General features: G+C 70.7%; 13 protein-coding genes. 4 read left to right on the forward strand and 9 right to left on the reverse strand.

Features of this window, described 5'->3' with window-relative positions; all coding sequences use genetic code 11:
- Positions 1-404: 404 nt before the first annotated feature.
- Together tyrS and ACIOC1_RS26550 are read right to left on the reverse strand one after the other, a co-directional pair.
- Positions 405-1664 (reverse strand): tyrosine--tRNA ligase, encoded by a 1260-nt coding sequence (gene tyrS / locus ACIOC1_RS26545; protein WP_355333623.1) that lies wholly within the window; start codon positions 1662-1664, stop codon positions 405-407.
- 100 nt (positions 1665-1764) lie between these two features.
- Positions 1765-2400, reverse strand: coding sequence for a DNA-3-methyladenine glycosylase (locus tag ACIOC1_RS26550; protein ID WP_401856575.1), 636 nt, complete (start codon positions 2398-2400; stop codon positions 1765-1767).
- Positions 2401-2492: 92 nt separating this feature from the next.
- On the opposite strand from ACIOC1_RS26550, the gene ACIOC1_RS26555 reads away from it, so the two are divergent.
- The 3 genes from ACIOC1_RS26555 (at position 2493) to ACIOC1_RS26565 (ending at position 5015) form a co-directional block, all read left to right on the forward strand.
- On the forward strand, positions 2493-3290 hold the full coding sequence (locus tag ACIOC1_RS26555) for a sporulation protein (protein WP_401313153.1): 798 nt from the start codon (positions 2493-2495) through the stop codon (positions 3288-3290).
- Positions 3291-3521: 231 nt separating this feature from the next.
- Positions 3522-4061 (forward strand): YbhB/YbcL family Raf kinase inhibitor-like protein, encoded by a 540-nt coding sequence (locus ACIOC1_RS26560; RefSeq protein ID WP_391044239.1) that lies wholly within the window; start codon positions 3522-3524, stop codon positions 4059-4061.
- Positions 4062-4505: 444 nt separating this feature from the next.
- Entirely contained in the window at positions 4506-5015 is a 510-nt protein-coding gene (locus ACIOC1_RS26565; protein WP_188279862.1) for an HNH endonuclease, read from the forward strand.
- A gap of 82 nt (positions 5016-5097) precedes the next feature.
- On the opposite strand, the gene ACIOC1_RS26570 is transcribed toward ACIOC1_RS26565, so the two are convergent.
- The 4 genes from ACIOC1_RS26570 to ACIOC1_RS26585 all read right to left on the reverse strand — a co-directional run bounded on the left by ACIOC1_RS26570 (position 5098) and on the right by ACIOC1_RS26585 (position 8435).
- On the reverse strand, positions 5098-5865 hold the full coding sequence (locus tag ACIOC1_RS26570; RefSeq protein WP_355333633.1) for a sulfite exporter TauE/SafE family protein: 768 nt from the start codon (positions 5863-5865) through the stop codon (positions 5098-5100).
- 159 nt (positions 5866-6024) lie between these two features.
- A complete protein-coding gene (locus ACIOC1_RS26575) occupies positions 6025-6981 on the reverse strand; it encodes an SPFH domain-containing protein (RefSeq protein ID WP_355333636.1) in 957 nt (318 codons plus the stop codon).
- 172 nt (positions 6982-7153) lie between these two features.
- Positions 7154-7585 carry an NfeD family protein gene (locus ACIOC1_RS26580; RefSeq protein ID WP_401856637.1) on the reverse strand — a complete coding sequence of 144 codons (432 nt, stop codon included), beginning with the start codon at positions 7583-7585 and terminating at the stop codon, positions 7154-7156.
- A gap of 58 nt (positions 7586-7643) precedes the next feature.
- The gene (locus ACIOC1_RS26585) at positions 7644-8435 is read right to left on the reverse strand and encodes an ABC transporter ATP-binding protein (protein ID WP_355333638.1); all 792 of its coding nucleotides are present in this window, start codon (positions 8433-8435) and stop codon (positions 7644-7646) included.
- Between the two features lie 123 nt (positions 8436-8558).
- Between ACIOC1_RS26585 and ACIOC1_RS26590 the strand changes: the two genes are divergently transcribed.
- On the forward strand, positions 8559-9347 hold the full coding sequence (locus ACIOC1_RS26590; RefSeq protein WP_391044235.1) for a hypothetical protein: 789 nt from the start codon (positions 8559-8561) through the stop codon (positions 9345-9347).
- 229 nt (positions 9348-9576) lie between these two features.
- On the opposite strand, the gene ACIOC1_RS26595 is transcribed toward ACIOC1_RS26590, so the two are convergent.
- The 3 genes from ACIOC1_RS26595 to ACIOC1_RS26605 all read right to left on the reverse strand — a co-directional run bounded on the left by ACIOC1_RS26595 (position 9577) and on the right by ACIOC1_RS26605 (position 11875).
- Positions 9577-9822 (reverse strand): chaplin, encoded by a 246-nt coding sequence (locus ACIOC1_RS26595; protein ID WP_188279867.1) that lies wholly within the window; start codon positions 9820-9822, stop codon positions 9577-9579.
- A gap of 252 nt (positions 9823-10074) precedes the next feature.
- A complete protein-coding gene (locus tag ACIOC1_RS26600; RefSeq protein WP_093714340.1) occupies positions 10075-10719 on the reverse strand; it encodes a response regulator transcription factor in 645 nt (214 codons plus the stop codon).
- A complete protein-coding gene (locus tag ACIOC1_RS26605) occupies positions 10712-11875 on the reverse strand; it encodes a GAF domain-containing sensor histidine kinase (protein ID WP_355333645.1) in 1164 nt (387 codons plus the stop codon). Before ACIOC1_RS26605 ends, ACIOC1_RS26600 begins: the two co-directional genes overlap by 8 nt.
- Between the last annotated feature and the right edge of the window lie 164 nt (positions 11876-12039).

Genomic DNA, 12039 nt, shown 5'->3' on the forward strand with positions numbered 1-12039 from the left:
CATATCTGGCGTTGACTTTTGGCACGCTGTTGAGTTCTCAAGGAACGGAAGCTTCCTTCAGACCGTTTCACCGGCCCTCCGGGCTTTCCCTTCGTGTTTCCAACCCTACCAGATCCGCTGGGCGTTTCCGGCCCCTGATTGGATCGGGGTTTGTTTCCCGCCTTTCGGCGTGTCCACTACGTTAGCCCATTTCCCGGGCGACTCATAATCGAGTCCATCGAATTGGATTTTGGCGCACCAAAATACAGCCCGATGATCGGGAAGACGTAGGTAGTGGGTGGCCGCCCAGTGCGGTAGGGGCTGATGTGAACCATCCCCACCGTTTTGGCGGCTTGGACTACGTTACGCACGAGCGGCGACCGAGTCAAGCTCGGCCGCCGCTCAAACGTAGATTTCCAGCCGTGTCAAGCGAGTTCGACCGCTCCGAGGTTCTTCTTGCCCCGGCGCAGCACCAGCCAACGCCCGTGGATCAGATCGGAGTCGGCGGGAACCGCGTCCTCGCTGGTCACCTTGGTGTTGTTGAGGTACGCGCCGCCCTCCTTGATGGTGCGGCGGGCGGCGGACTTGCTCGGGACCAGCTCGATCAGGGCCAACAGGTCGGCCACCGGGGCCAGTTCACTGACCTGCGCCTTCGGGAGTTCGCTGAGCGCGGCGGCCAGGGTGGCCTCGTCCAGGTCGGCGAGTTCGCCCTGGCCGAAAAGTGCCTTGGAAGCGGCGATCACGGCGGCGCACTGGTCGGCGCCGTGCACCAGCGTCGTCAGCTCCTCGGCGAGGGCGCGCTGGGCCGCGCGGGCCTGCGGGCGTTCCTCGGTCGAGCGCTCCAGCTCCTCGATCTCCGCCCGCGAGGCGAAGCTGAAGATGCGCAGGAAGGTGGCGATGTCACGGTCGTCGGCGTTCAGCCAGAACTGGTAGAAGGCGTACGGCGTGGTCATCTCCGCGTCGAGCCAGATGGCGCCGCCCTCGGTCTTGCCGAACTTGGTGCCGTCCGCCTTGGTGATCAGCGGGGTGGCCAGCGCGTGCACCGAGGCGCCCTCGACGCGGTGGATGAGGTCGATGCCCGCCGTGAGGTTGCCCCACTGGTCGCTGCCGCCGGTCTGGAGCGTGCAGCCGTACCGCCGGTACAGCTCCAGGAAGTCCATGCCCTGGAGGATCTGGTAGCTGAACTCCGTGTAGCTGATGCCCTGGTCGGAGTTGAGGCGGCGGGCCACGGCCTCCTTGCTGATCATCTTGTTCACCCGGAAGTGCTTGCCGATGTCGCGCAGGAACTCGATGGCCGACAGGCCCGACGTCCAGTCCAGGTTGTTCACCATGGTCGCGGCGTTGGGCCCCTCGAAGGAGAGGTAGGGCTCGATCTGGGCGCGTACCCGCTCGACCCACTCCGCGACGACCTCGGGCGCGTTCAGCGTGCGCTCGGCCGACGGCTTGGGGTCGCCGATCAGACCGGTGGCGCCGCCGACCAGTCCGAGCGGGCGGTGGCCGGCGAGCTGAAGGCGGCGGATGGTCAGGATCTGGACCAGGTTGCCGAGGTGCAGGCTGGGCGCGGTCGGGTCGAAGCCGCAATAGACCGTGACAGGGCCGTCCGCGAACGCCTTGCGCAGTGCGTCCTCGTCAGTGGAAACGGCGATCAGCCCTCGCCACCGCAGCTCGTCGACGATGTCCGTCACGGGTCTCGTGTCTCCCTCTTGTGGGTGCTGGGGGTCGGATACGGCTTCGCGTACCCGGTGCGTGAAGCGTGTCCGAGGGTACGCGGTTCCGGCCAGTCGTTTATCGACGCTTGCGCGGGGCGTGGGCGCGGTAGGGGCTGACGGTGGGGTCGCCGTCGATCCAGTAGCGCCAGGGGTGGTCGGCGCCCGCGCCGCCGACGCCGGTGCGCGGGCCGGTGCGGACCAGGGCGGGCGGGGGCGGGGTCCCGGTGAGGACGCGCAGCGGTCCGCCGGGGCCGCAGGCGTCGGCTCCGTTGAGCGAGCGGTCGACGGACAGTGCGGTGGCGAGCCGGGCGGGGCCCTGGGCGAGGTCGCTGTCCTTGCGGGAGGTGGGGCGGTGGGCGCGGGCGAGGTCGGCGCCGGTGGTGATCTCGCCGCCGCGCAGCAGGACTCCGCTGGGGGTGCCTTCGGGGCCGCAGACCAGGTTGAGGCAGAACCACATGCCGTAGGTGAAGTAGACGTAGGTGTGTCCGGGCGGGCCGAACATCACGGCGTTGCGGTCGGTGCGGCCCCGGTAGGCGTGGGAGCCGGGGTCGTTGGGGCCGTCGTACGCCTCGACCTCGGTGAGGCGCAGGGTGACCGGTCCTTGGTCGGTGGTGCGGACCAGGGTGCGGCCGAGCAGGTCGGGGGCGATGTCCAGGACCGGCCGGTCGAAGAACGCCCGGTCGAGCGGGACCTGTTCGGATGGCGTGATCACGGTTCAGGAGCGTAGTGGAACCGGACGGGGCGTCCCGGCGTTCGTAGAGTTCGCACAGCGTGAGCCAGTGGATGCGGTCAGGGAGAGTGCGTATGGGGTTCAGGAAGATGATGGCGAGTCTCGGGGCCGGCGGGGCGTCGGTGGAGACGGAGCTGCACCAGGCCGATGTGGTGCCCGGCGGGGTGGTCGAGGGTTCGGTGCGGGTGCAGGGCGGTTCGGTCGAGCAGCGGATACAGGGGCTGACGGTCGGGTTGCAGGCGCGCGTCGAGGTGGAGCGCAGGGACGCGCAGGGCAATGAGACGGAGTCCTTGCAGAACATCGAGTTCCATACGCAGCAGATCGCCGGCGAGTTCATGGTGCGGGCGGGGGCGGTGCACGATGTGCCGTTCTCGTTGGAGGTGCCATGGGAGACGCCGGTGACGATGTTCATGGGGCGGCAGCTCACGGGGATGAACGTGGGGGTGACGACGGAGTTGCAGATCGCCCGCGCGGTGGACAAGGGGGATCTGGACCCGGTGAACGTCCACCCGCTGCCCGCGCAGGAGGCGCTGCTCGACGCGTTCGGACGGCTGGGGTTCGCCTTCAAGAGTGCGGATCTGGAGAAGGGGACGATGCGGAACACCCGCCAGCGGCTGCCGTTCTACCAGGAGATCGAGTTCCGTACGCCGGAGCAGTACCGGGGGCTCAAGGAGGTGGAGCTGACGTTCGTCGCGGACGGCGAGGAGATGGATGTCGTCCTGGAGATGGACAAGAAGCCGGGGCTGTTCGGCGGCGGCAGTGACACGTACCGCTCCTTCACGATGAGCATGCACTCCTTCGAGGAGACGGACTGGGCGGCCTATCTGCACCAGTGGCTCGCCGAGGTGGGCGGCAAGCGGAACTGGTTCTGACCGGGGCCCTAGGGCGTGTCCGCAAGGTTTCGTCTGGCTGGCGGCGCCTGGCACGCACGCTCGCCGCGTTGTCGGGCTCATCCGAATAGGCCCACTATGAGGACGCCCCTCCGCCTTGCGATCGCACGCACCAGACACCGCCAGCCCCGCCCTCCGGGCGGACGACGCGACCTTGCGGACACGCCCTAGGCTCGGGGCGGAATCAATCGTGTGCGATCAGGAGGTGTCGAGGTGACCGAGCAAGCGCGACGGCCGCTCCCCCATGACTTCCACCCGCAGGTGCCGGAGTTCACCGTGGTGAGCGACGACGTGGTACCGGGCGGGGTACTCAAGGACGATCAGGTGTACGCGGCGGGCAATGTCTCGCCGCAGCTTCGGTGGGAGGGGTTCCCGGCCGGGACGAAGAGCTTCGCCGTCACGTGCTACGACCCGGACGCGCCGACCGGCAGCGGTTTCTGGCACTGGGTGCTGTTCGACATCCCCGCGTCGGTGACGGAGCTGCCGCGCGGTGCGGGTTCCAGTGCTTTCCCGGGGCTGCCCGCGGGCGCGACGCACGCGCGGAACGACTACGGGACGCGGGATTTCGGTGGCGCGGCGCCGCCGCCCGGTGACGGGTCGCACCGGTATGTGTTCACGGTCTACGCGGTGGACACCGAGAAGCTGGGCCCGGACGCGGACGCCTCGCCCGCGTTCGTCGGGTTCAATCTGCGCTTCCACACGCTGGGCAGGGCGCAGTTGATCGGTGAGTACGAGGTGCGGGCCGGAGGCTGAGCCCGCCGGTCTGTCGCGCTGAGCGCTCGGGATATTACGTTGCGCTCCGCCGTTCCCCGTCGCACAGTGGTGCGTGCCTGACGACGTGACCACCGTCCTCAGGCTGTCGGCACCGCGGTGGCGGGGGCGGCCGGGCGTCTGCGTCCGCCGTCTGCCGGAGTTCGGTCTGCGGGCCGGGCGTCCACGCCGACGGACGCGCTCCGGGTGCCTGTTCTACACGGGGGACGGCACCCGGAGCGCAGACCTTTCCCCGGGACGAGCCCCCGGCCGAGCCCGGAGGGACGCGGGGACGTGCCCCGGCGCGGAATCCGGGATGAACAGGACCTTTCCGCCTGCCGATCTTCCGGTTGCGGCCGTGAAATTGCGTTGTCGGCGGCCGTGTCCCGGGGTCACAGTGGATCCACTTCGCCATGGGGGCGGGGCAGGGCCCGGGAGGTGGGCGGGATGCGTGAGACGCTGGTGCTGAATGCGAGCTTCGAGCCGCTGTCGACGGTGTCGCTGCGGCGTGCTGTCGTGCTGGTGATGCAGGACAAGGCCGTCGTGGAGCAGGCGCATCCCGGGCTGCGCATCCGTGCCGCCGCGGTGGAGGTTCCGGTGCCGCAGGTGATCAGGCTCTGCCGGTACGTGCGGGTGCCGTTCCGACAACGGGCCCCGTGGTCGCGGCGCGGTGTGCTGGTACGTGACCGGCACCGGTGCGCGTACTGCGGGCGCAGGGCCACCACGGTCGACCACGTGCAGCCGAAGTCGCGCGGGGGCGGTGACACCTGGCTGAACACGGTGGCCGCGTGCGGCGAGGACAATCAGCGCAAGGCGGACCGTACTCCCGAGCAGGCGGGGATGCGGCTGCTGGTCCGGCCGTTCGAGCCGACGCCGGCGGACACGCTGCTGTTGGCGCTGGGGGTGCGGGACGGGTTCGGGCTGCCGGAGTGGCTGCCCGTTCCGGCGTCGGCCTGAGCGCCCCTTCGCGTGCGGGGAATCGAGGTCGTGGGGCCGTGAGGTCCCGACGGGGCGGGGCCCTTCCCTTCGGGGAGGGGCCCTATTTCAGCAGGAGTTGGACGATCGCGGCGGTGCCGACGACGACGATGAGTCCGCGCAGGGCGGCGGGCGGGAGGCGGCGGCCGACGCGGGCGCCGATCAGGCCGCCGATGACGGCGCCGCCCGCGATGAGGCCGACGGCGGTCCAGTTCATGTGGGCGACGATGATGAAGAACAGGGCCGCCACGCCGTTGACGACGGCGGCGAGGACGTTCTTCATGCCGTTGACGCGTTGCAGGGACTCGTTGAGCACCAGGCCCATCAGGGAGAGGTACAGCACGCCCTGGGCGGCGCCGAAGTAGCCGCCGTACATGCTGGCGAGCAGCATGCCGACGACGAGGGCGGTGCCGCCGTGGGCGGGGGCCTGGGTGCCGGTACGGTCGCGGCGGGCCTGGACGGCGCGGGCCAGGCGGGGTTGCAGCACGACCAGGACGAGCGCGATGGCGATGAGGACGGGGACGATCGCCTTGAACGCCGTGGACGGCAGGGTGACGAGCAGGACGGCGCCGATGAGTCCGCCGACGAGGGCGACGGCGCCGAGCCGCAGCAGGCGCGGTCGCTGGCCCTGGAGTTCACCGCGGTAGCCGATGGCGCCGGTGATCGAACCGGGCACCAGGCCCAGTGAGTTGGACACGTTGGCCGTGACGGGCGGCAGTCCGACGGCGAGCAGGACGGGGAAGGTGATCAGCGTCCCCGAGCCGACGATGGTGTTGATGGTGCCCGCGCCGATTCCGGCCGCGAACACGGCGAGGGCTTCCGGCAGAGTCATGCGTCGTCTCCATGATCTTCGCGCGTCCTCCCCGCCGTCGAGGTCGAGGGGTGCGCGGCGATCATGTCATAGGGGGCTGCGGCGGGCTTCCGGGCCGGGGCGGTCCTCGTCAGTGCTGGTCAGTGCTGGTCAGTGCTGGTCAGTGCTGGTCAGCGCTGGTCAGTCCTTGTCGAAGGGCGGGGACTCGCGACGGGGGGCGGGCGCGGTGGCGGGCTCGCGTGAGCCGTTGCCGGGAGCGCCGGGGGCGCCCGGGAGGTTGACGATGCCGCCGAGGCCCTTGAGCGCGTCGTTCAGTTCGCTGGGGATGATCCACAGCTTGTTGGCGTCGCCCTCGGCTATCTTCGGCAGCATCTGGAGGTACTGGTAGGCGAGGAGCTTCTGGTCGGGGTCGCCCGCGTGGATCGACTCGAAGACCGTGCGGATCGCCTGGGCCTCACCTTCGGCGCGCAGCGCGGCGGCCTTGGCGTCACCTTCCGCGCGCAGGATCGAGGACTGCTTCTCGCCCTCCGCGGTGAGGATCTGGGACTGCCGGATGCCCTCCGCGGTGAGGATCGCGGCGCGCTTGTCACGGTCGGCGCGCATCTGCTTCTCCATCGAGTCCTGGATGGAGGTGGGCGGTTCGATCGCCTTCAGCTCGACGCGGTTGACGCGGATGCCCCACTTGCCGGTGGCCTCGTCCAGGACGCCGCGCAGTGCCGCGTTGATCTCCTCGCGGGAGGTCAGGGTCCGCTCCAGGTCCATGCCGCCGATGATGTTGCGGAGCGTGGTGACGGTGAGCTGCTCGATGGCCTGGATGTAGCTGGCGACCTCGTACGTCGCGGCGCGGGCGTCGGTCACCTGGTAGTAGATGACGGTGTCGATGTTGACCACCAGGTTGTCCTGGGTGATCACCGGCTGCGGCGGGAACGGCACGACCTGCTCGCGCAGGTCGATGCGGTTGCGGATGGTGTCGATGAACGGCACCACGATGTTGAGGCCGGCGCTGAGGGTCCGGGTATAGCGGCCGAAGCGCTCGACGATGGCGGCGCTGGCCTGCGGAATCACCTGGACCGTCTTGATCAGCGCGATGAAGACGAGCACCACCAGGATGATCAGGACGATGATGATGGGCTGCATGTCCACTCCCCGCGCGGGTCGGCTGCGGGAGTACGACGTACTCCGGCATGATCAATTCTGGCAGAACAGCCGCTTGTCGCGGGCGGGTTCGGTGATTTCCCGGCCCTCGTCGGCGACGTTCGGATGTCGGGTGTTCGGATGTCGGGTGTTCAGGTGTCCGGAGGCCGGGTGTTCAGATGACGACGGCGGTCGCTCCGTCGATCTCCACCACGTCCACCTGCTGCCCCGGGTCGTAGACCCGGCCGTGCTCCAGGGCGCGGGCCGACCAGACCTCTCCGCCGAGTTTGATCCGTCCGTTGGCACCGCCGTCGACACGTTCCAGGACGACGGCCTGCTTGCCCTTGAGGGCGTCGACACCGCTGCGCTGTTCCGGGCGTTGCCGGTTGCGGTACGCGATGGGCCGTACGAAGACCAGCAGCGCGACCGAGACGACGACGAAGACGATCACCTGGGCGACGATCCCGCCGCCCATTGCGGCCGTGACCGACCCGGCCACCGCTCCGACGGCGAACATCCCGAATTCGGGCATCGCCGTGATCACCAGCGGTATCCCGAGACCCACTGCCGCTATCAGCCACCACACCCATGCGTCCACGTCGCCAATCGTAGGCGTGCGGAGGGCAGTTGCGGCAGTACGCAATGGAAACCCGGACGAAAACCCTTCAGGACAGCGGCAGTCCGGCGGCCGTCCAGCGGTCGCCGCGGCGCTCGACGACCAGCGGGAGGCCGAAGCAGCGGGACAGGTTGCGGGAGGTGAGTTCGAGGTCGATCGGTCCCGCGGCGACGACCTTGCCCTGCTGGATCATCAGGACGTGGGTGAAGCCGGGGGCGATCTCCTCGACGTGGTGGGTGACCATGATCATCGAGGGGGCGATGGGGTCGCGGGCCAGCCGGCCGAGGCGGCGGACCAGGTCCTCGCGTCCGCCGAGGTCGAGACCGGCGGCGGGCTCGTCGAGCAGCAGCAGTTCGGGGTCGGTCATCATCGCGCGGGCGATCAGGGTGCGCTTGCGCTCGCCCTCGGACAGGGTGCCGAACTTGCGGCCGAGGTACTCGCTCATCCCGAGCCGGTCGAGGAACGCGCGGGCGCGGTCCTCGTCGACCTGCTCGTACCCCTCGTTCCAGGTGGCGGTCATGCCGTACGCGGCGGTGAGGACGGTCTCCAGGACCGTCTGCCTGCGCGGCATCTTCTCGGCCATGGCGGCGCCCGCCATGCCGATCCGTGGCCGGAGTTCGAACACGTCCACGTTGCCGAGCTTGTCGCCGAGGATCTGGACGGTGCCGGTGGTGGGGAAGAGATAGCTGGACGCGACATTGAGCAGGGTGGTCTTGCCCGCCCCGTTGGGTCCGAGGATGACCCAGCGTTCCCCCTCGGCGACCGACCACGACACGTGGTCCACCAGAGCCCGTCCGTCGCGGACCACGGATACGTCCACCAGCTCCAGCACATCGCTCATGAGCGCGTTGTCTCCCATTGCAGTCTCGGCTGTCTGCCGTGTGCGCGGGTAGGCACCGGCAGAAGGATCCCCCGGGGAAAACTTACGCCACCGCGCGACGGGTCCGTTCCATAGGCTGGGGGCATGCTTGATGAACCTCGCTCAGGGCGGCTGACCGCGTGGGGAAATGCCCTGCTTGCCGGACTTGCCGCCCCCGATGACGTCGCACAGGAGATCACGGCGGACGACGCCGTGCACCGGATCTCGGGGCTGCCGGGTGAGCACGTCCCAGTGGGGCTGACGCTGGGGCTCGGCAGGCTGCGCGCGCTGGGCGTGACGGGGCTGCGGCTCGCGCTGCCGGTGGCCGGGCATCCGCTGGGGCTGAGCGGGCCGCCGGAGTTCAACGCGCGGGCGCTGGCCGCGGGCGAGGCGGTGGTCACCGTCGGCGGCGCGGCGCTCGGTCTGGTGCCCGAGGTCCGCGAGGCGGGCCCGGCCGGCGATGTGCACGTCGAGGTCGAGTGGCGGTGCCTGCCGGTACGGGACGCGCCGCCCGCCGACGTACCGTCGCTGAGCGAGGCCGAGCGGGAGCTGGCCGAGGCGCTGCGGGACGCCACGAACGCGCTGGCGCGGCTGGACGTGGCGGGCGCGGGTCCGTCCGCGCACGCGGCGCTCGAGGCGTACCGGGCGCGCGCCGAGCGCGGCGGCGAGGTGCTCGCGCCGGGGTATCCGCCGCGCGCGGTACGGGTGCTGGCGCTGGCGCAGCGGGTCGCGGCGCTGGTGGAGATCGCCTCCGACGGGCACGGCGCGGCGGTGAGCGCCTCGCAGATCGCGGCGCGGGCGGAGCTGCTGCGGCCGGTGGAGCGTACGGCGCGCAGGGCGCAGGTGGCGGCGTACAACGCGTATGTCGAGGAGGCGGAGCGGCGCAGGACCTGACATCCCACGCGGGGCGCGGCACGGGACCTGACGTCCCCGCGCGGGGCGCGGCACGGGACCTGACATCCCACGCGAGGCGCGGCACGGGACCTGACGTCCCCGCGCGGGGCGCGGCACGGGACCTGACATCCCACGGCGCGGCGGCGCGTGGGGAGGCCCCGCGTACGGGGAGGGATCCCGTGCCGCGGGGCCTTCGGCGAGGCGGGCCGGAAGTCCGCGTCGTCCGTGGTTACTTGTTGACGGCGACGTTGCCGAACGCCGGGTTCAGCAGGCCGATCACATTCACCGAGTTGCCGCTGAGGTTGACCGGGATGTGCACCGGAACCTGCACCAGGTTGCCGGAGCCCACGCCCGGGGACTTCACGGCGGTGCCGCACGCGTCGGCGCCGCTGGCGGCGGAGGCCACACCGGTACCGGCGACGGCCAGGCCGCCCGCCACGAGGGTGACGGTCGCGGCCTTCTTGAGGTTCATCACTTCGAACTTCCTCTTTGCTGGGGGCACCTCCCAGCCGTGGCCGGGGGTGCACCGCGGCAATCCGCCGCGGTACGCCCTGCAGAACGGGCCACCGTGGATCAGGTTGCGCCGTTCGGACGACATACACCCGACAGTATGAATCTCACTCCGCCGAACGGATGCCCGCACGGACAGGTGGACGGTGGCCCGTACGAGCACGTGGTGGTCGGCCCGCACGGACAGGTGGACACGGTGGCGCCGCAAGCGGTCCCGTCAGTTCCCCACGCCGTTGCGCACCGCCCACAGCGCGGCCTGGGTGCGGTCGGCGAGGTCGAGCTTCATGAGGATGTTGGAGACGTGGGTCTTGACCGTCTTCTCGGAGAGCACCAGCGCGCGGGCGATCTCCCGGTTCGAGCGGCCGTCGGCGATCAGGCCGAGGACTTCGCGCTCCCGCTCGGTCAGCGCGTTGCCCCGGCCCTGGCCGGTGCCGCCCTGCTCCTGGGAGAGCAGCGCGCCCGCGACCTCGGGCTGGAGCAGGACGTGCCCGGCGTGCACGGAGCGGATGGCGTCGGCGAGCGCGACCGGGTCCACGTCCTTGTAGACGTATCCGGCGGCGCCCGCCCGCAGCGCGGGCACGACGGTGCGCTGTTCGGTGAAGCTGGTCACGATCAGCACCCGTGCCGGGTTCTCGGCGTCGCGCAGCAGCCGCAGCGCCTCGATGCCGTCGACACCGGGCATCTTGACGTCCATGAGGATCACGTCGGGCCGCAGTTCCTGGGCGCGGGCCACGCCTTCCTCGCCGTCGCCCGCCTCGCCGACCACCTCGATGTCGCCCTGCACCTCGAGGAAGGTGCGCAGCCCCCTGCGGACGACCTGGTGGTCGTCGACCAGCAGCACGCGGATGGTGTTCTCAGCCACCGGGCACCTCCATCTCGATGACGGTGCCCTTGCCGGGCTCCGATTGCACGGTGAGCCGGCCGCCGACGCCGCCGGCCCGGTCCCGCATGGAGACCAGTCCGAGGTGCCGTCCGGCCCGGCGGACCGCGGTGGGGTCGAAGCCGCGGCCGTCGTCGCGGATCCGCAGCAGCGCGCCCTTTCCGTGGCCTTCCAGGATGACGTCCACGGCGTCGGCGTGCGCGTGCCGCAGGGCGTTGTGCATCGCTTCCTGGGCGACCCGCAGCAGCGCCTCCTCCTGCGCGGCGGGCAGCGCCCGCACCCGGACGGCGTGGAAGGTGACGTCGGCGGAGTGGACGCGGTCCAGGACGTCGGCCTGGGTGCGCAGGGTGGCGACGAGACCGTCCTCGTCCAGGGCGGCCGGGCGCAGTTCCACCACGACGGCGCGCAGTTCGTCGGCGGCCTCGGCGGCGAGCGCCGCGACCTGCTTCAGCTCGCCCTTGGCGCGCGCCGGGTCGCAGTCGACCAGCGCGGCGGCGGCCTGGGCGGTCAGCCGCAGCGAGAAGAGTTTCTGCGAGACGGCGTCGTGCAGTTCGTGCGCGATCCTGGCCCGCTCCCCCGCCAGCGTCAGCTCGCGGCTGCGCTCGTAGAGCCGGGCGTTGGTCAGGGCGATCGCGGCGTGGTCGGCGAGAATCCGCAGCAGGTCCTCGTCGTCCTCGGTGAAGCCGCAGGTGCCGTCGGCGCCGCGGGTCCCGCCGGGGCCGCACTTCTTGTTGGCGAGGAAGAGCGCGCCGAGGATCTCGTCGCCGTCGACCACCGGCATGCCGATGAAGTCGCGCATGTCGGGGTGGTGCTTGGGCCAGCCCTGGAAGTCCTCGAAGGTGCGGACGTCGGCGAGCCGCAGCGGGGTCGCCTCGTGCAGGATCGCGGCGAGGATGCCGTGCTGCCGGGGCAGCGGGCCGATGGCCTTCCACTCCTCGTCGCTGACGCCGTCGACCACGAACTGCGCGAAGCCGCCGTGGTCGTCGGGCACGCCCAGGGCCGCGTATTCGGCGTCGAGCAGCTCGCGGGCGGACGCGACGATCGTCTGGAGGACGTCGCGCACCTCCACCTGGCGGCTCATCGCCAGGACCGCGGCGCTGACCGCTTCGATTCCGCCTCGTGGCGGCCGGATGGGCATGTCTCCACCGTACCGGCGCCGGGTGACGGTCCGTATGCGCCGCCGGACCGACCGTCCTCGGTCGTGTGGCCTAGTTCCAAGTGACCGTGAGGCGTGCGGCGGCCGGCCGAGGCGTGTGCGGCCGGGGCGTTCCTACGGTGAGGGCACGAGGTGGTCCGGCGGAC

The sequence above is a fragment of the Streptomyces sp. NPDC088197 genome (assembly GCF_044741185.1).
Lineage (GTDB): Bacteria > Actinomycetota > Actinomycetes > Streptomycetales > Streptomycetaceae > Actinacidiphila.

What these genes read in the sequence shown, in the direction of transcription:
- ACIOC1_RS26585 (WP_355333638.1), bottom strand. Translation starts at nt 8,435, where the DNA reads ATGAGCGATGTGCTGGAGCTGGTGGACGTATCCGTGGTCCGCGACGGA.
- ACIOC1_RS26590 (WP_391044235.1), top strand. Translation starts at nt 8,559, where the DNA reads ATGCTTGATGAACCTCGCTCAGGGCGGCTGACCGCGTGGGGAAATGCC.
- ACIOC1_RS26565 (WP_188279862.1), top strand. Translation starts at nt 4,506, where the DNA reads ATGCGTGAGACGCTGGTGCTGAATGCGAGCTTCGAGCCGCTGTCGACG.
- ACIOC1_RS26555 (WP_401313153.1), top strand. Translation starts at nt 2,493, where the DNA reads ATGGGGTTCAGGAAGATGATGGCGAGTCTCGGGGCCGGCGGGGCGTCG.
- ACIOC1_RS26570 (WP_355333633.1), bottom strand. Translation starts at nt 5,865, where the DNA reads ATGACTCTGCCGGAAGCCCTCGCCGTGTTCGCGGCCGGAATCGGCGCG.
- ACIOC1_RS26575 (WP_355333636.1), bottom strand. Translation starts at nt 6,981, where the DNA reads ATGCAGCCCATCATCATCGTCCTGATCATCCTGGTGGTGCTCGTCTTC.
- ACIOC1_RS26605 (WP_355333645.1), bottom strand. Translation starts at nt 11,875, where the DNA reads ATGCCCATCCGGCCGCCACGAGGCGGAATCGAAGCGGTCAGCGCCGCG.